This window comes from Hominisplanchenecus murintestinalis (assembly GCF_943193015.1).
Taxonomy (GTDB): Bacteria; Bacillota; Clostridia; order Lachnospirales; family Lachnospiraceae; genus Hominisplanchenecus_A; species Hominisplanchenecus_A murintestinalis.
The window spans coordinates 1-18909 of the sequence record NZ_CALPCM010000045.1 but is presented as its reverse complement, the minus strand read 5'-3'; the positions used below and the strand labels follow the sequence as shown (position 1 = coordinate 18909).

General features: G+C 47.3%; 18 protein-coding genes. All 18 read right to left on the bottom strand.

The window, feature by feature from the left end; all coding sequences use genetic code 11:
* Positions 1–62 precede the first annotated feature (62 nt).
* The gene (locus NFR99_RS12565; RefSeq protein ID WP_135977079.1) at positions 63–266 is read right to left on the bottom strand and encodes a holin; all 204 of its coding nucleotides are present in this window, start codon (positions 264–266) and stop codon (positions 63–65) included.
* Positions 263–574 carry a hypothetical protein gene (locus tag NFR99_RS12560; protein ID WP_135977080.1) on the bottom strand — a complete coding sequence of 104 codons (312 nt, stop codon included), beginning with the start codon at positions 572–574 and terminating at the stop codon, positions 263–265. The genes NFR99_RS12565 and NFR99_RS12560 overlap by 4 nt, the downstream gene beginning before the upstream one ends.
* Positions 575–750: 176 nt before the next feature.
* Positions 751–2631, bottom strand: coding sequence for a phage tail spike protein (locus NFR99_RS12555; protein ID WP_251353790.1), 1881 nt, complete (start codon positions 2629–2631; stop codon positions 751–753).
* 11 nt (positions 2632–2642) lie between these two features.
* Entirely contained in the window at positions 2643–3569 is a 927-nt protein-coding gene (locus tag NFR99_RS12550) for a hypothetical protein (protein ID WP_251353789.1), read from the bottom strand.
* A complete protein-coding gene (locus NFR99_RS12545; protein WP_251353788.1) occupies positions 3570–9827 on the bottom strand; it encodes a phage tail tape measure protein in 6258 nt (2085 codons plus the stop codon).
* Positions 9828–9890: 63 nt separating this feature from the next.
* Complete coding sequence (locus NFR99_RS12540) at positions 9891–10121, bottom strand: hypothetical protein (protein ID WP_135975625.1); 231 nt, start codon at positions 10119–10121, stop codon at positions 9891–9893.
* Positions 10122–10337: 216 nt separating this feature from the next.
* Positions 10338–10724 carry a hypothetical protein gene (locus tag NFR99_RS12535; protein ID WP_251353787.1) on the bottom strand — a complete coding sequence of 129 codons (387 nt, stop codon included), beginning with the start codon at positions 10722–10724 and terminating at the stop codon, positions 10338–10340.
* 3 nt (positions 10725–10727) lie between these two features.
* Entirely contained in the window at positions 10728–11303 is a 576-nt protein-coding gene (locus NFR99_RS12530) for a major tail protein (RefSeq protein ID WP_135975629.1), read from the bottom strand.
* Positions 11304–11328: 25 nt separating this feature from the next.
* On the bottom strand, positions 11329–11679 hold the full coding sequence (locus tag NFR99_RS12525) for a phage tail protein (RefSeq protein WP_135975631.1): 351 nt from the start codon (positions 11677–11679) through the stop codon (positions 11329–11331).
* Positions 11680–11687: 8 nt separating this feature from the next.
* On the bottom strand, positions 11688–12140 hold the full coding sequence (locus NFR99_RS12520) for an HK97-gp10 family putative phage morphogenesis protein (RefSeq protein ID WP_135975633.1): 453 nt from the start codon (positions 12138–12140) through the stop codon (positions 11688–11690).
* 7 nt (positions 12141–12147) lie between these two features.
* On the bottom strand, positions 12148–12486 hold the full coding sequence (locus NFR99_RS12515; RefSeq protein ID WP_135975635.1) for a phage head closure protein: 339 nt from the start codon (positions 12484–12486) through the stop codon (positions 12148–12150).
* A gap of 10 nt (positions 12487–12496) precedes the next feature.
* Positions 12497–12778, bottom strand: a complete 282-nt coding sequence (locus NFR99_RS12510) for a head-tail connector protein (protein WP_251353786.1) — start codon at positions 12776–12778, stop codon at positions 12497–12499.
* A 15-nt stretch (positions 12779–12793) separates the two neighbouring features.
* Positions 12794–13957, bottom strand: a complete 1164-nt coding sequence (locus NFR99_RS12505) for a phage major capsid protein (protein WP_135975639.1) — start codon at positions 13955–13957, stop codon at positions 12794–12796.
* Complete coding sequence (locus NFR99_RS12500; protein WP_135975641.1) at positions 13954–14553, bottom strand: HK97 family phage prohead protease; 600 nt, start codon at positions 14551–14553, stop codon at positions 13954–13956. The genes NFR99_RS12505 and NFR99_RS12500 overlap by 4 nt, the downstream gene beginning before the upstream one ends.
* Positions 14554–14576: 23 nt before the next feature.
* A complete protein-coding gene (locus tag NFR99_RS12495; RefSeq protein WP_251353785.1) occupies positions 14577–15839 on the bottom strand; it encodes a phage portal protein in 1263 nt (420 codons plus the stop codon).
* Between the two features lie 16 nt (positions 15840–15855).
* Positions 15856–17580, bottom strand: coding sequence for a terminase TerL endonuclease subunit (locus NFR99_RS12490; protein ID WP_330571567.1), 1725 nt, complete (start codon positions 17578–17580; stop codon positions 15856–15858).
* The gene (locus tag NFR99_RS12485) at positions 17577–18125 is read right to left on the bottom strand and encodes a hypothetical protein (RefSeq protein WP_135975645.1); all 549 of its coding nucleotides are present in this window, start codon (positions 18123–18125) and stop codon (positions 17577–17579) included. Before NFR99_RS12485 ends, NFR99_RS12490 begins: the two co-directional genes overlap by 4 nt.
* A gap of 109 nt (positions 18126–18234) precedes the next feature.
* On the bottom strand, positions 18235–18681 hold the full coding sequence (locus tag NFR99_RS12480) for an HNH endonuclease (protein WP_251353784.1): 447 nt from the start codon (positions 18679–18681) through the stop codon (positions 18235–18237).
* Positions 18682–18909 lie beyond the last annotated feature (228 nt).

Here is an 18909-nt window from a genome sequence, read left to right as displayed (position 1 = left end):
ACTTTGTAGGGATAAGGTGGCTGAATAGCCACCCTTCCCTGCTTTTTTATTCCTGAAAATCTTTACTCCTTCAGCTCTGGCAGCCCCGCCACCGATGTAAGTATTGACACTACGCCAGCCAGCACGGAAGCAGATAACACATATACCCAGTCGACCTGCCCCATTACTGCCGCCGTTCCGATTCCCGCTACCGCTGCCTGAGCCACGGTCTTAACTGCCCTTATGCCTGCTGCCTGTACCCATTTTTCGAAGTTCTTATTCTTCATATTTGCTCTCCTTTCTTGTCTGCCAGGTGTAAATCCTGGATTTCTTTATACATCTTTGTTACCATCCCATTGCCACCCAGCTCATGGTATGCCTCATACATCTCCACGAAGTTCTCATACGCGTAGGAAGGGATGCTCCCCAGCTTCATGTACTTGTCGTGGTAGTCGATGAGCTGCACGCGCAACAGGAGCATCGTGCCCGTGCTGTTTGCATCCCTGTCACGCTTCTGTCGTTTCAGAATCCATACGATGTACCCCAGTATGACAGGCAGGGCGACGGTATATGTCTGTAATAAAACTGCTTCCACTTTTTCTCCTTTCCCCGGCGCTGTGCCGGAATAAAAAACAGCACCCAGAAAATGAGTGCCGTGATACGTTTTTATTAGTTTTGATAACGTTTTTATTGATTTCGTTCCGTTTCCAGTCCAGATAAAACGCTTCTCTGTCCTTACGGTTTGTCCCTGATTCGCACGTCCTGTCCCTCCTACACTTTTACTACCCCTTCTACGCGGGTAATTCTTATATTAGAAAAACCCCATCCCGTCATACTCCTCACCAGTAGACCTATCCGCGCATTAGTAAAATCACACGATACACGAACCAGTCCATTGTAGTTGGCATTGGCGTATCCGTTTACACATATCTGCATATGTTCCCGTGTGAGCGTATTGTACCTGCAATCCGCATCCCCTACCTCCAGCCACATCCTGACTTCTTTCCAGTCTTTCAGGCTTGGAACGGACGCATATATCCATGTGTTCAGGGCAGAAGCATACAGTGTGGAACTATATAGCAGCGTAGGGGATATCCGAACCGCCAGTGCGTCATGCTCCGCTTTCAGGGTACTGTTCTCTGTTTTTAACACATCCGCCTGGTATTGTGCCAAATCGCCCACAACCCTCCAATACGAGCCGCTATAAACGAGTTCCAGGACTGTTCCTGCCTGGATATAGTTCGCCGGAATAGCACCGTTCCTGTAATATATGGACTTCGCCCCGGTAGAAGATATGTTCAGCGTGGGGTTGGATGCTGTGTTGGCGTTTAAGAACAACACCTCCACCCTCGCTCCTGTCAGCAGGGAGAATCCCGTCAGGCTGGCGGTTTTTGCCGCCGTGCTGCCAGATGTGCTGCATGTCGTGTAATGGTGCCTGTTTGCTGTGCCGTCCACCCCTATGCCCTCCAGATAACGGGTTGTCTGCCATTTATCCGCACTTGGCACCCTGCCGGATGTGAGGAGATGCGGTGCTTTTTCACCTATGTTATCCGCAGAAATCTTCACGGCTTCTGCCACCGTCCCCTGAATGGCTTCCTGTAGCCCATCAACCTTTCTGATAGAAATTTTATTCCCGCTTACAACATTTGAGATACTGTCCGATGCGGCGAACATCTTTTTCTGCATATCTGCAAAGCTCTGTTTCCTGCTGGACAGCTCTACCGTATTTTTTTCTGGATTGTCTGGATAGCGTGTGATCTGTACAATGCGCTCGCAGGCGTATACCCCTGTGTCCATGTCGGAAATATCTGCGCTGTCCCCAAGACCGAATACAAATTCTTTGTATCTTGTGTCAAGGCTTGCTATATCGGCTATCTGCGCGGTGTATGCAGTCTTTGGGGCAGCCAGCTCTTCCAGCTTCTTTTCTGCCGCGTTTTTCAGGGTTTCGGCGTCCTTATAATTGGTGTCCTCCCACCTTAACGTCCTGATGGAACTGCGGTATTTTGTATTCTCCAGGTAATCCCGCCCACCGTTTACACCCGCTATCGTCAGCCCGTCTTTCCCGATAGGCTGTATCCTTGTGTAAAAATCATAGGAATCCGTCTTTACTTCGATGGATTTCAGATTTATCCCCTTTACAAATTTCACCGGGGTATCCCGCGTATGTACCTTTCCGTACAGGTATACGGTACGCTCCTTTGCTGAGAACGCTATCTCAACCCAGAACGCTTCTGCGATTCTTTCCAGGAGCTTCATGCTGTCTGTATTTTCTTCCGAAAAGTTCCTTGTCTCCCAGCTATTGCCGGATACCTGGACGCACTTCCATATGCTCCCGCTGATGGCTTCCCTCGCGCACTGCAGGACTGTCCCTCCCTGGATGGAAAATGACGCTTTCGGGTTCCCTGAAAGCCCTGCCGTGTCCTGGGCGGCTGTCACAGTCCCCCAGTTTCCTTTTATAGTGGATTCCTTTACCGCATAATGTTCATCCCCATATTCCAGGATATCTTCACAGCTAATGCGCCCATCCTCCACGGGATAGGAGAAGCTGATCTGTTTCTTTGCTATCCCGCCGTCCAGCTTTTCTTCCAGTTTAAAACCTTTCCTCCTGGCTATGAACCTCGTAAATTCTTTCCTCGTGTTTAACAGCTTCATCCCCCTGCCTCCTATATATAGATTGGCGTATAAGAAAGCGTGTGCCGAATCCTCCTATACCTCACCCACTGTCCCTGCCGTTCATCTGCTGGCGGCCGATAGAACTTCCACTTGAAAAATATTCTCTGAGATTCGGGGTATTTCCCTGTGCTTCCCACGCACACCGGGGGGGATGGCATGTCTACTGTAAACCCGGCCATATCATCCGACCAGCCGTTCGCTGAATCCCCCACGGCTATCCCCGTGCCTTTCTCTATCTCTATGGATGTTTCGTCTCCCCAGGCGGAAATTTCCACAGGCCCCAAAGATTCCCCTGACCGGTTCATACACACACCGGAAATCTTTAGTTCTCCCCATATAGGCGCGCACTTCCCTATAAATTCGTATTCATTTGTAACATCCCCGCTCTCCACCACATACACCTGTTCAATTTTTATCCCCAGCAATGCCGGGCGCATCCCCTGCATGATGGGCAACTCAACCTGTAACTCGAATTTGTAATCCTCATTTACGCCATTCTTCATAGTGTCAATAAGCCTGGTTGACCCGAAGGTTCGCACCACTTCTTCGCCGCATTCGTACCCCTTACATTCTAGGATAAGCGTGTGCCACCTGTCCAGTTTCGGTCCATATTCCTCCTGCCTTACGCCGCTTAGCGACAGTTGGAATGTGCTGGTGAACCCATCCAGTTTTACAGCGGCCGGCCCCCTCCCGAAAAGCGCCACGACCATGTCCGTGTGCCTCCATATCTCTTCCCTGCTGTCCCCGTGCACCGCAACCGCTATCTCGTATTCCTTTAAGCCGATTTCGGGCGTGCACATGACGGGCACAAAAAGCCCGCCCGCCATCTCGCTTTCGTTTGCAACCGTGCGTTTCCCCGGCGTTACTTTCATCTGTTTTGCGCCGTAATGTGAAATATCTATCCCGTTTATTAACATCTATGCCCTCCTTGCCTCCATAGCCAGTTCGTCTCCAATTGCCCCCACCAGTTCCCCGGTGTCCAGCATGATTTTCATGCGCCTGATTTCTCCGCCCAGCTTCTGTATTTCTGCCGTCACTCCCCCGAGCATCTCCGCTGCCCCTGTGTTATTCACCGTTATGTTCGCCGCCTGCGTCAGATGCGGCGCTGCCAGATTATCCAGGGCGGCAATGCCTGCGCTTCCGTTTAAACCTTCCACATATCTTTTCAGCACCGCCCGCTGCCGTTCCATCCGTTCGGCCGACTTCGCCAGCATGGAATCCACCATATCCGTCCCTGCACGCTCCGCCTCAGCCGTCCCTTCCTCTACACCTTGTGCCACGCCTGCGGGTATCTGCTTCCCCACAGCGTCCCGGAACCGTCTGGATGGGGAGTGTATGCCCGCCGCTGCTTTTATGGCGGCTTCCAGCTCTTCCACGAAGGATTTCGCACCTTTTGTAATCTCCAGTTTATTCGACAGCCCAGAGAGCAGCCCCGCCAGCATATCCCCCCCGATATCCTTTCCTTTTTTGGGGAGCCCGTTCAAGCCGGACGCCACCTCCTTCCGCACTTCTTTCAATTCTTTTTTTGTTGCTTTTGACTCTGCCCTGTCCTTCATCCCGAGAATCAGTTCCGCCGTAGCCTTTTCCCCGAGCGTAGTCGCTTTCACGGCCAGTTCCTCCAGGGGGCCGGACATGGCAGCAGAAAGCTCTGCCGATGCTGCTTCATATTCTGCTTTATATGTATCCAGCTGTTTCTGCGCTTCCTCCCGGAGTTTCTTTATCTGTTCCTCGTTCTTTTTCCGCAGCGCTTCCGTCTCTTTCGCCGCCTGCGCCTCTGCCAGCCTGTCTTTTTCGTCCCATGCCTGCTGTGCCTGCCTAAGCTGTTCTTCGGTCATCATGTTTAAAGACATGATAGTAGCGGCGGCTTCCGGCCCCATCTGGCGCAATTCCTCTATGAACGGACTTTTCAGGATGCCTTTCCCCTCCAGCTCCCCAAGCTGTTCTATCCACAGCGCATATCCCGCTGCCTGGGATTTCATGTTTTCCAGGAGCACCTCTGGGGCTTCCGCTTCGCTGGAGAATTCATCAAATGTCCCGAATGCCGACTTAATAGCAGTTTTCCTGTCCGCAAATGCTGTTTCATATTCTTCCGTCAGTTCTTCGATATCATCTTTGAGCTTGTCGTTGATGTCTTTACATTTTTCGTAATAATCATCTTTCAGGGCTTTCATCTGCTCATTGAAGTTCTCCTCGGCTTCCAGAATATTCTTATCAACTTCCAACTTCTGCGCCTTTGTAAGCTTCCCATTCTTTCTTATTTTCTTCCAGTAGTCAATCTCTGCCTGCGCTGATACTTTGTAGAGGGATTTATACAACTCCAGCCCTGCTCCCGATACGCCATATTCTTTTTTCTCCTGTTTTGTCTCTGCGTTGGCTTTTACCTGCTTTTTAATATCCTTATTGATTTCCTTTATCCGCTTTGCTGCGTCCGCGTAGGTCTGCGTTCCTTTCCCTGCTTTCTTTTTCACCTGCTCCCAGAAATATTTTTCCTGCCGGAGTCCCGTGCCGTCCACGGCTTTCTTGTTGTCGATGAATTTCTTCGCCGCTTTGGTGACCTCGCCGTAATATTTATCCGCATCTTTCTTTACAGTCTTTTTTGCCTTTTTCGTATACCAGGACACGTCAAAGGCGTCCTTTACCTTCCCTCGCACTTCTTTTATGAACTTATCGTTTGCGGCGGCATGTTTCAGGGCGTCCTTGTAGGACTTGCTGTCCTTTTTCACAGTTTTCGCAAGCTGCTTCCAGAATTTCTTCTCCCCTTCCAGGCTTACATTATGCGAACTCATGTACTTTTCCATCCACTCTGCAGACGCCTTGTAGACTTCTTTTGCCATCTTTTTCGATGTCTGGACTGCGTAGCCTTTTTTGTTTTTGATGCCGATGCCCAGCCCTTCCGAAATATATCCTCCCAGTTTTATAAATATCTTACTCGGGGAGTTAATGTCCAGCTCTTCTTTTGTCGCTTTGGTGGCAGACCGCGCAAGCCCTGTAGCGGCAGAGGTTACATCTTTTGTCCCATCGGAAATACCAAGCGCCAGCCCCTGGGACATGTACGCGCCGACCTGGTTCCGCCAGACGCGGGAAGGGCTATGCGAATCCGTCGCCTTGTCCGCTTCTTTCTTTGCCTGCTCTAAGATTCTGCGAACAGCGTCATAGACCAGATTGGAATTACTGGTCATGCCCAGGGCGACACCGGACATCATATTGCCACCTACATTCCTGAACTGCGTGTAGTAGCTGTTTGCTGTGTTCGCCGATTCCTGCATGATGCCGCCTGTTTTGCTGACAACCCCAGACTTTGCCTCTTCGGTTCCTGCGCCAACAGCTTCTGTATTTTTCTTCCCGCCTTTCTTGAACTCCTTCTCCGATTTTTCCTGTTCCTTCAGTATCTTCTCCTGAAGCTGGGCAATTGCCTGTACAGCCTCCTCCCCGCCGTTTAGGATTCCCTGGCGGATTTCGTCCGGTATTTCTATCCCCGCTTCCCCGGCAAGCTCAGAGAGGAAATTGAACTGCGCTTCCATGCTCCCCTTTAATTGGGCGATTGCATCGCCGATAGATACATCGCCGGACGCTATCTTGTCTGCAAGCCCTTCCGGAATTTCCGCCCCCATTTCTTCCGCTGCTTTCACGGTATCAAGGAAGGATTTTTTCAGTTCCTCGGAAATTACCTCCCCGCCTTCGGCGGCTGCGGATGCAGCTCCCTCAAGGGATTCCCGGAGGTTTGAAAAGTCAAGTTCTGTAGAATTTGACATCTCGCCCATGACAGTTTTAAACATGGCTTGACTCCTCGCAAGTTCTTCTGACGCACTGTCCGTAATGTCAAACACTTCCGCATAATCTTTCGCAATCCTTTCCAGCTGTTCTTTGCTCCCACCTTTTTCCGGATCAAGACAATCCGCCAGTTGCTGGGTGAAATTAGCATATTCCGGTCCCAATTCCAGCAGTTTATCATACAACTCTGCGCTCATAGAGCCGCCGACTTCCCTGGCAAGTGTCTGCATGTTCTCCTTCCATTTCAGCAATTCTTCTTTCTGTTTCTCAAGACGATCCCCCATGTTATCCAAGTTGTAAGTATCGCCGCCGTCAAAGGCATCAAACAGGCTAATTTTCTCTTGCATACCCTGTTCAATAGAAGATTTAATCTCTTCGAACTTCTCCCGGAGGGATTCAAGGGCTTCCTTCTGGGCTTCTGAGGATGCCACGATGTCATCTGCAGATTCTGCATAGTTTTCCGCGGAATCAGCAGCGCCATCCATGGCCTCTGCGTTATCGTTCATCTCTTCCGTATTGTCCATGACGATTCCCGTCATTTCGGCAATCTGCTCGTTGGTAAGTCCTTGTTGTTTTAAAAATTTCACAATCGCTTTTGACTTTTCATCAATTGCCGCAGTTGCTTCTTTTTCTGCCGAACCTGCGTTTTCCACTGCTTTAGCTGCGTTTTCCTCTTCTTGCTGATAATGTTCTGCATCCTTTGCAGCATCATACATAATGTCAGAGGCATTTTCCAGCTCTTCGTTTGATATCTTATGCTTCTTTGCGATATTTTCAAGCGCTTTTGCATATGCGCCCTGTCCGTTTACTGCGTCGTATGCATCGCGGTTTCCCAATTCTACCTTCTCATTGTATATTTCCTGGTACATGGCAGCTCTTTCTGCTGCTGCCTGGGATTTTTCGTAGGCGTCGGCTTTCGTCCCTTCCGCTTCTGCTACACCGATTTGAGCTTTTGTCTGCTGCTCATACAACTCCGTTAGCTGTTCCTCCACAACAGATGCAATAGCTTTGTTCTTCATCGACGTAATATACTGGTCTGTAGCCTCTTTTCCCTGCTTTACGAGCCCGGTCTGCTTGTCTATTTCCAGGCTCAGCCCCGGTATTTCGTCATTGAGCTTCTGGACGTAATAGCTCATTTGTGCCTTGGCGGTAGCTGCCTCTGCCTCAGTCATTGCCCCGCTCTTTATGGCGTCGTTCAGCTCATATATTTTATCTGACATCTTTTGGTAGTTTGTATATTGAGCGGCCGTAGCGGTAGCTTCCTCTTTCTGAGCGTCTACCTGTTCTGCTATGCTGTCTCTTAAGTCACTCATCCGTTCAGACAATTTTTCTGCTTCTTCTGCGGCTTTCTCAGATTCTGTCTGCATAGCTTTCATTTCGCTCTTTGCAAGAGATGTCAGGGCGACTCCCAGGGCCGCCACCCCCGCCGTCACCAGCGCAATAGGATTTGCCATCTGCGTCAGGTTAAGCGCTGCCTGTGCGGATTCTGCCGCCGCAAGAGCTGTGCGCATACCCTGCAATGCAGTTATAACGCTTGTTATGCCAGAAACCGCTTTGTACATGAGTAAACCCGTGCCAATGCCTTTTAGTGTCGCTATGATTAAGTCTCCATGCTCAATAATCCATACCAGACCATCCGCAACATCTCCCAGCACGTCAACATTATCTCCCAACGATTCTGCAAGGCTCTCAAAAGCCCTTCCAAGCTCCCCGTTGTTCATTTTTTCAGTCAGCTCTTCAATGATTCCCGTTGCCTTTTCCGCCGTATCTTGTAGCGGACCAGAGAATTTCTCGTATGCGCTGATTCCCAGTCCCTCCAGGGCGGATTGTAGAATTGTGACTTTGCCCTGAAGATTATCCTGCATGGTAGCTGCCATGTCAGCCGCTGCTCCGCTGCACGTCTCAAGCCCCGCTTTGTATTCTCTTAACTGTTTACTTCCGACCTTAATCAGCTCATTTAGGCCGTTCAACGATGTCCGGTTAAATGTTGTGGCCAGGGCTGCCGCGCGCTGCGCTCCTCCCATGCCGTCCGTTGCCTTTTCGATATCCTCGACGATATCAATCATGTCCCGGAAATCCCCGTTAGATTTTTTCACTTCTACTGATGTGTCCCCGATGGCAATCTTTCCATCCTTCATCTTTGCCGTAATCTGCGCCATGACTGCTGACAGTACTGTCCCGGCCGCTGAACCAGTATCGTTTACTTTCGCAAGCCCTTCCAGTAATGCTGTCGTGGTCTCCATTTCCTGTCCAGCCGCCGTCAGATTAGTGGCGCATGTACCGTATGCCTCTGCCAACTGCTGTGTAGTTGTTTTACTGTTCGCCTGCGCGTAGGCCATGACATCAGCAAGTCTGGCAGATTCTGACGCTTCCATCCCGAACGCCGCCAGGTATCCTGCTACGGCATCGGATGCCGCTGCTAAATCCATGCTGCCCGCTGCCGCAAGCTGCAATACTCCGTCTATGCCTGTCAGCATCTGCTGAGTGTCCCATCCAGCAAGCGCCATGTTCCCCAGAGCGTCAGCCGCCTGTGATGCAGTAAACGCCGTCGATGAGCCGAGCTCTTTTGCTTTATTCGTCAAGGCTTCCAGGTCGCTTCCCGACGCACCTGAAAGTGCCTCTACACTTGACATTGCCGCTTCAAAAGACTTTCCGACGTCAAGTGCATATGCTGCGGCTTCCTTTGTCTTATCTACGACGTTTCCTATCGCATCTGCTACAACATTGACCGCTTTTCCTGCTACTCCGTTCGCAAGCTTATCTTTCCAATTTATGGTCTCATTTGACGCTTCTTTCAGCTCTTCTGTGCTTTCACTTACCTCATGTCCGAATTTGTCGATACTTTTCGCGCACCCGTCAACCGCCTGTTCAGCCTCTTTCAGATACTGTTCATTCTGCTCTATCGCCCTGTTCGCGTCTCTCAGCTCTTTCTCAGATTGCGCGATTCTCTTGTTCCAATCTGATACACTTCCGCTCTCTTTGAGTTGGGCGATTCTCTGCTTATCTACGGCCTTTGACAGCTTTTCCACTTCTGAGCACTGTTTCTGGTATGCTTCCGAGGATGTATCCCCCGCCTTTTCCATTTCTTTCTGCGCGTCTTTCGCTTCCTTTAGCTCCTTTTCCAACTCTTTTAGGCGGTCACCCTGTTTATTGTAATTTTCCGTTGCTTTTTTAAGCCCTGTGTTGGCAGCTTCCAGTTTCTGTTGATAAGATGTCTGTATCTGTGTCAGCGCCTGCTGTTTTGCCTTTAAAGCTTCCATGGAATTTGCATTGCCGTCAAATTCCTGCGTTACATTTTCCAATACTGTCTTAAATGTTTTTGCCTGTTTGTTTGCGTTGCTGACAGCCTGTGTAAATTCCCTTTCCCCATCCAGGGCTAATACTATCCCTATTTTCCCTGCCATACTGCCTCCTGCTGTTTTATGATAAAAAAGAACGCTCATCACTGAACGTCCTCTTGTCATGTTCTATTCCATATAAACAAAATTGTCTGATTTTTCGTTTTTATATTTTTTCGGGTGCTCTTTTCTCTCTTTCCCGCTCTTCCATGCAAGGAATACGAGAAATGCAGTGAGCAGCAAAGGGGCGGCTACCACCATCCAGATAATACAATACAGGAATCCTTTCACCAAAAAGCACCATAGCGCAATTACCCAGAATAATACTTTTAAAACATTTTTCAAGATATTCTCCAACATATCATCATCCCCTTCGCTATATTATCTCACATTTTTGATATTAATACAATACTCGTTCTTACGGCAAATCGTCAATCCCGGCCGGCTCTTTTTTTAGCCCGTTCATTTCCAGATATTCGTTGTAAATCAGGAAAAATTTGCGCAAGGTCATGTTCATAACTTCCCATTCTGAGAAATTCAGGATTTTGCATCCGATGTACAAAAGGCGGGCGACATTTACTCCTCTTGTCTCCCGCCCTCCCGGTTTGGGTCGTCGTCATCCGGTTCCGGCAGACCACTTCCATATGCTCTCAGAGTAGCAGTGACGGCTTCTATCAAATTCTGCCGCGTCAGCATCCAACCTATCTGTTTTTCGTCTACCAGCTCTAAATCGCACGTCCGGCCTTTGTAGCTCAGGCGTTCCACCTCGTCATTTAACAACACCAACAAAACCAGCCGCAGTGTATCCTCCGCAGTTTCTATGTCAGTCAATCCTCCCATTACTTCCTCCAGGGGCGCGCCTGAACGCTCCTGGATTTCATCTATTGCATTCAAGGTGAAGAGCAGATGTCTCTCCATCCCGTCAAGCACCAGCGGTACTCCTGTCGGTCTTAACGCTCCCATAGGCTACGCTCCTTTCTCTTCGTCGAGAGTTCCTGCTCCCCCTGCGCCTGTTATGCCTACTTTCTCATTCAGCCACGCTTTCGCCTCTTTCAACGTGTCAAACTCTTTCCTGATTTTCCATACGCCGTCTTCCGGTATCAGGATAGTGCCCTCCAGCGTACTATGATTAAAAGTGGTGCTTTCCTGGCGCGTTGTATTTTCATCGTTCGGTTCGCCGAACTGAACCTTTGTATAGAATTTTACTACTTTTTTCTTTCCACTCGTCCCAATAGCGCCGCATCCTACGTATGGCGGGATGTCGTTGACGTCGTAAATTATTTCTCCTGTCTCTTCATCTTTTTTATGTCCCAGCAGAAACGTGTAAGTTTCCTCGTCATCATTATTCATTTCGATGGACAGCGTACCTCCCGTAACGGAATTATCCGTCTCTAATGCGCGGTCGTCTCCATAATCTACAACATTTGATTTGTTCGGCGTTCCGTTAAAGTTTGCGACTGGACTGAGATATTTCCCATCTTTATAGCTGCCGTCTTCCTGAAGTATTCCAAACACCGTGTACTCGATTCCTTTTTTTGCCATTTCTTTTTCCTCCTGTTATTTCTGATTAGCTTTCCAATAGTTCGCTTTCATTTTCAATATTACACTCAAAGACCAGGTGCCTTATCCCTTCGCCTGTGAGTGTTGCATCTGTTACATCCGGGTATGTGAATCCTGTTGTAAACAAGGCTTTTCGAATTCTCTTCTTGATGGAGAGATAATTTTTCTCCATGGGCGCAAAATAATGTATCTGCATGTATGCTACTGCGTGAAGCGGCGCATTATCCCCGAAATCATCCCCCCGGTCATCCGCATAATTAAATGTGATGTATTCTTCCTCGCCTCCTCCGTAAAAGTCGGCTGTGACAGGGATGTCGAGTGGCGTGAGCGCCTGTATGATTTTTTCATTTACAGTCATGTTTCCTCCTACCACAGCTTTGCTACAGCCTCATCAAGTTCCCGCTGCATAATCTCTTCACACTTTTGTCTCGCCTGATTTACAGACTTCTGTATGAATGGGTGCGGTTCCTGGTTCTTTCCTTCTACATATGCATGTGTTCCGTATTCCAGTATATTTGCTTTGAGAGCATTTGGTATCCCTCTTTTATCTGTTCCGTTTGGTTTTACAACCGAAAATACACCGTATTGGTTTTTTTTTGCCGGAGTTGCTATAATAGATTTTTCCAGTTCTCCCGTCGAATACGGCTTCTTGTTTTTCTTGTTTATCCTGTTCGCTGATGCGCGTATATTACTTCGCACTGACTCTTCCAGGATAGGAGCTGCTCTGGTCGTTGCTTTTATCGCCATTGACGTCGGGTCTGCGATACCCTGCAGCATCTTTTCCATTTTATCAAAACCTGTCAGTGATGCCCTTGCCATATCCTAATCACACCCTTTCTGTTAAATTTGTCCAGATTTCCAGGTATTCTTTGCCCTCTCCGTAAGGATTGACATACTTAATCTCGTATTCTTTGCCCTTATATCTCACAGTCATGTCTGTATTAATTTCGGCATCTGAATATCGGATCATGAACCGCTTTTTTGCTTCGGAAAATTCCGAATTTGCCCGGGCAATTTCTCCCCCGCTGGTATTTGTCACTTTTGCAAAGCACTTCCTTACCACCTTTTTTTCAGATGGTGCCGGGAAACCGTCTGAATCCTGACCTACTGATACTGTCTGTATGATTTCTATGCGCTTTTTGAGTTCTCCCGGATTCACATACATATCTGCCACCTCACAACAAATTCACACAGTGCATACCCAGAATGGTATCTACTACTTTGTTCAGGTTGTTTTTATCTACATACATACATCGGTTGTCATACATATCCTGGCAGAGTACCATGACTGCAATATAGAAATCCTCATGCGTATCAATCTCTTCATCTGTAAGTCCCGTATAGGAACGGATGAACGCCCGCGCCGATTCCAGCAGCGGCGCCAGCTCTCCGTCCGTATAATCATCCAGCCGCAGATACTCCGCTATGTGTTCGATGCTGATTTCGCTGACTTTCATCCTTCCGCAACCTTCCTATTTCGTCTGTGCAGCTTCTTTCATTTTCAGGACTGCGATTTTCTGGCCATCTTCAATCTTAGCGTCCATCTCAATCCACCCAACTACGCCAATTGCGTGTTGAGTCGCATATTTCTCCCGGAGTACCTCGATATTCATGCTTTCAGATACCTTCACCGCGAGACCGGACATATCCCCATAGACAACTGCTGTTTTCCCAGCTTCCATCTTCGCTACATTGTCAGAACAGTAGACTGGCGCTCCAAACAGCGTATATCCCCATTTTGAGGTTGCATCTTTGTTTAGAATGTAGTTTCCGTCGTTGTCCTTCAATTTCCGAATGGCCGTCCTGGTTGCCTTGTTCATAATCCAGATGCAGCCCGACTGATATCTGTCGGGTATCGTCTCCTGCAAGTCAATAAGTTCGTCGGCTGTGATTTCTCCTGTTTTCGCAGACGTCACCACCTGAGAAGCCTTTGAAATTCCTTCAATTTTATCCTTCGTCCCATTCAACAACTCTTTTTCAATCCATTTTGCAGCCGCCTCTGCCATTTTACCAATAGCGTAATTCGTAATGTTGAACTGTGAGTTATTAACTAAAGACTTTGATATCTTTGTCAGCGTTCCGGCAAGAAATCCTTTCAGTTCAATAGAACCAAATTTCCCAGATGCTGACGCCAGTTCCTCGAACTCCGTGGCATATGCCATTGAGATAGTCCCGTCTGATTCATCATAATATGGAATTGCAATGTTTCCACCGATATTGTACAGTGTCGCCATCTGATAGATAGGGCAAATATCGTACACCTTCTCAATAATCTTATTGACGATAGATGCCGGAATCACCGCGCCATTATCCCCTGCAGTAAGGTTTTCGGCACGTTCCTCTGATACGATACCCCGGATATGGTCAGCAAATGCCCTCTCCTCCTGCACCTCTTTTTCCTCTGCCCTTAATTCCTCGTCTCTCTTATTAGAAGTCACATTCAATTCAAGGCCCCTGGCTCTCTCCTCCGCTTTGATTGTCCTGCCGATTGCCTGTATATCTTTTTCCAACTCATCGAACTCACCAGATTCCTCATCTGTCATAGCTCTCTCCTCAGCTTCAGCTTTGTCAAGGATTCCCTGCAGCTTCTCCTGAAGCTCCGCCCGCTGCTCTTTCAATTTCTTTAATTTGTTCATTTCATCTCTCCTCGTTTCAATTTTTCCAGCCTATCCTTATAGGCTGCATTGTCATACTTCGGTTTCCTGGGTTCTATTTCCCGGTATTCTGCATCTGTACAACGCGCTCTGGTTTCAACTTCTTCCTCTGCTCCCGCCCTTACTTCAATAGACGTAGATGAATATACGGGAACTTTGTCCATTACAAGCGTAATTTCATCCATGTCAAAATCTTTTACATACCGTATCGGAAGCCCCTCTGTTCTTTCCTCGATGCTATCCTTTACATTTTGCATGTTGAAAGACCATCCCTTTAGCCGTCCGGCTTTCGCCCCGGCTATGACTGCTTCATCCGTGACCACCGACTCTGCCCGCAGTCCAACTTCATCTTCACGGACGTTTAACGTTCCTTTGGATGTAGAAGCCAGTACCCGGCTTCTGTCATGGTCCAGCAGCATATCAATTCCTCCGGCGCGTTCAAGTGCCCTGGCAAATGCCCGCTGCTCAATGACTTCAATCACCCGTCCTCTGGGTGTCACCACTGGACGGGATTCTCTGCCTGGGACATTTACATATCCTGAAATATGTAGCCCGTCCGCCCTTAATTCTGCTCTCATATGCCCTCACCTCCTTTCGCGGCTTAGTTTCCTTCTATCCCTTCCGGTTTTGTTTTGCTAAACGATGTCTGTATAGATTTCATATCCTGCAAGGCATTTGTGTTCGGCGTATATATTTGCTCGGTTTGGGGATTGAATAGTACCTGGTCAAGCCCAAGTGTAATCCACTCGAACCCGATTGGCTCCATATCTTCTTTTTCCCGAACCTCGTCAATCTGCATAAAATTCTTTTCCAGGGCGATTTTGTATGCTTCGTACCTGTCTTTGATATTGCCCCGCGTCAATTCCTTCGTATCGAAAGCCCAGTAAAACAGCCCTTTTTCTGATTCCAGCAATAAATCTCTATCCAAACTGCACTCAATATCATTCATAATTGCCATGCAGGTCCGTATAAAGCTGTCAACATCCTTATCACTTGGATTTCCGCTCAGCATAGCTCCCGGAATTCCGAACAGTTTGCAGATTTCTACGCTGTTCGCTTTTTTATTTTCGTTGAGCTGCATCTCCACGGATGTATTGGAAGCTTCCTGAAATTCTATCCCGTTATTCAGGACGACTACATTTTCTTCCGAATTGCTATACAGCCGCCGGAATGCCTCTTTTAAAATATCCATCGCTTCCCGAGTTAATTGTCTTGAGGATTTCAGGAATCCCCGTTTATTACCGCCTTTGCGCGTCAAGTTCTCCTCGTATTTGAGTTCACTATATGCTGTGCTGATAATTAGCGGACTATCGTCGAAGACACTCCGTGAACGCATCCCGTCCCTGGTTTTGCGCAGTATTTTGAAAAACTGATGCGGCCTGTAACGCGCCCCTTCAACTAAAATGTCGTAATCTTTAAAAATCGGGTCTGTGTTCTGCTGTATGGAAATTCGTCTTTCATCCACATAGTGGATACTGGAAACCTTCAACCCACGCCAATTAATGAATGCATAACCGCCTTTTCCTAAAAAATAATCTTCCAAAACGGCCCGCCAAAACTGCGTAGCAGTCAATGTGTCGCCTGTATCGCTGTTCAGGAGAAATGTCCGCCCATCTCCCTTCACTTCCTGCACATTTCCAGAGCTATCCTCTTTATATAATTTTATCGGAAGAGATGATATAGTCCCGGCAATCAGGTTAATGCACGCCTGCACCGCCGGAAGTTCCAGCGTTTTTTCCTTTGTAACCGTCGACTTGCCCAACAATGTCCGTAGCAAAACGTCAGATTCTACAATTTCCCCTTTTTCCAGACTTGTGTCTGCCCTTATCTCTTCCTTGTGTTTTCCAAATTGCCATATGTTCATTTTCTTCCCTCCTGTATCAGCATTGCGCAACAAAATTGCCCCCATACAGCATATCCTGCAAAAGCAGGTGTATAGCGTTTATGGTAGACACGACCATATCCACTTTCCCAGCAGAACGCTTTTTGTTGACATATTTATTTAAATTCGTATCCTCTGTGCATCTTGCATTCTGGAAATTGATTTCCAGCATTTTATTATCTGCATATCTAAAATTCTGCTGTAATACCAGCTCCATTAAGAATTTTGTTGCCAAATGCAGTACTGAACTATGCTGCTTGATTTCCACGCACTCGAATCCGTTTTCTTCCAGCTTCTGAACCGTGGACATTGCATTATAACGGTCATACCCTATCTGTACGATTTCGCATCCGTATTTTTCCGGCACGGACATAATAAATCGTTCTATAAACCCGTAATCTATAACTTCATCGCCGCACGCAAAACATTCCCCTCTGCGCATCAATTCCCTGTAGTCCACTTTTTCCTTCTGGGATTTTCTGTCGATTGCATCTTTCGGGATAAAACCGAATACTTTCGCATATACAATCCCGTCTACTTCGGTAACCATGCAGAAAGATGTATTATCCTCTGACTGTGATAAATCCAGTCCGCACCACACTCGACGACCTCGCCAAAACTCATCCGGGATATCACCGCGGCATAGTTTGACCTTCTGGATATCGATATACCCTTCAACTCCAAGTCCCCGGTACAGGATATTGTTGTGTTTGCACAGATAATTTTCCCTCTTGTTCTCGTATAACACAGCAACTGTACGCTTTTTTCTGACTGCTTCGAATATAGCAGCATGTGCGATAGAAACCGGATTCGACTGATAAATGACTCTATCATCTTTCATCCACGCATCTCCGCTTTTTAAATCATCATCCGGCTCATAGAGCAGTGCAAAGTAGCGCCCATCATCTGTTAGACCGTCCAGTGTTTTCTTTGCGATGTCAATCTCAGTCAGCATCACATTATTGTCGTTCGGGTACTGCGTGGATATGATAATCCCCAGTTTGCTAAGCAGTGTAATCTGCGAGGAGCGCATAGCCTCCACCGGGTAATCATCCATAGCCCCGGCTTCGTCTGCCAGATACGCATTAGCCAGCTTTCCGTCCATTCCGTCGCGGCTGTATGCCAGGGGTGTGTACTCGTTGTCGTTCAGGAGGCACTTAACCTGACTTCTGAGAAGTTTGAATGCTGGCTCCTCTTCATCAATCAGTGCGGGGCTGACTTTAATAATTTTCCGTATTGCATTTTTCAGCTCTGAGGACAGTGCGAGGTCTGGTGCAACAGAAAAGAACCGGGAGAAATCCGGTTCTGTCAGCATTAAAATTATGAATATTACGGCTGAATTAAAAGTCTTGAAATTCTTTCTGGCAATTTCCAGCAGCGCCGTCTCGTAGTACCGTATTTTTACATTCTGATACTCCACGCCTGACACTTCGTAATATCTGGTTCCCTCTTTGCACATCGTGCACAGGGTTGCCGTGATAAAAAGCCATGCGTAATCCTCCAGCCCATCATATATACTACACCGTAAGTCTGGATGCACCATAATCTTCAACAGGCGGCATATCTTTTCATATGCCGCTACATCAACATATGCCTCCTCATCTTTCCCATCTGCAATATCAATCCACTTCTGCGCCTGTATTTTCACATATTTCGGAACCATGCGCTCGTTTTCTTTTACGCACCATTTCGCATATTGATAGGCTTTTCCTTCTTTAATCACCCTCCAAGCGCCTCCCTTAATGGATTGCTTTTCTTCTCTACCTTTTTAGGTATGGAACGCAGGGAAGAGGCGATAGTCATGATATTTTCTTTTTCCATGTCCAGAAGCATCTTTCGCTTAGTTTGAACCTGCCTGTCGATTGCTAAAATATTCCGCTGCATGCTGTCTTCCAAGTAGTACGCTTCTTTCCAGGTCATCTCTTCATTTGCCACCAGTGTACTCATTTCCTCCTGAAAACTACAAAGCTGCTGATATATCCGCTCTCTTTTCTGCTGAAAATCTTCACATTCTGCCACTAACAGACAGTAGCGGTTTATCGTTTCGCCATACAAATCATCATCTTTCTCAATGGCTTTTAAGAGTGTTTTTAATCTTTTGAATTCTTTGTGCGCGACTGGATTCTCCCTGACTTCCTTTTTTTCTTTTAGAATTTTTCCTGTCAACAGTGACTCTTCCGCGCTTTTCCGCTGGGCAAGTTCCTTTTTCGTGCGGTGCGACCGTTTCTCCATTGCCAGCACCTTGACTGGCTTTGTTGGTGTTGGCATACTGATTTTTCCTCCTTTCAAAAGCTGATGTGGGAATATTTTATCGCTGTTGGGCTGGCTGTTGGTCTGGTTTTGCCTGAAAATCCCCACCCTAATACCCCGGGGGTAGTCAAGCGTCTTTTCTTTTTGCCTGCTGCTCGTCAATAATTTTTTTGATTTCTTCGTATGATATTTCTCCGCTCTCTGCCATTTCGTGATGCATGGAGCAGAGTGTGATTAAATTATCATCGTCCAGCCTTCTGTCCCAGTCATCACAGATTGGAATTGCATGGTGAACAGATAACCTCTTGTGATTATATTTCCTGATTGTTCCGTGCAGTTCCCTGATGCATGCCTGGCATAGATAATTGTCCCTACATTTAATTTCTACTGCTTTATCAGTCCACTTTTGAGTCCTCCTAAATTTGTCTGATTCCGTATACTTGATTTTTCTCCGAACTGGTTTCTTCCTGCAATTAAATTTGCTGTCATGAATACGCCCACAGTATTTGCATGACTTTAACATTATGTGTTGGTACTCCGTTTCATAGTATCCTGTCTCCTTCTTTCTGCACAACAAAACGCCCCGTATTTTCTACGAGACGTTTTCACTTCTTTATATACTTCGACTCTTTAAGTATAACAGTCAACACCTTAAGTGTCAAGTGTTTTATAACATCTATAATATTTAGAATACATTATTGAAATGCACAATCAGAATCCTTCTGCATTCCTGCTCGGTTATTCCTATTGCTGCCGCTACTTCATATTCAGGGAGGGTATTGATATATTTCAGTGTCAGGAT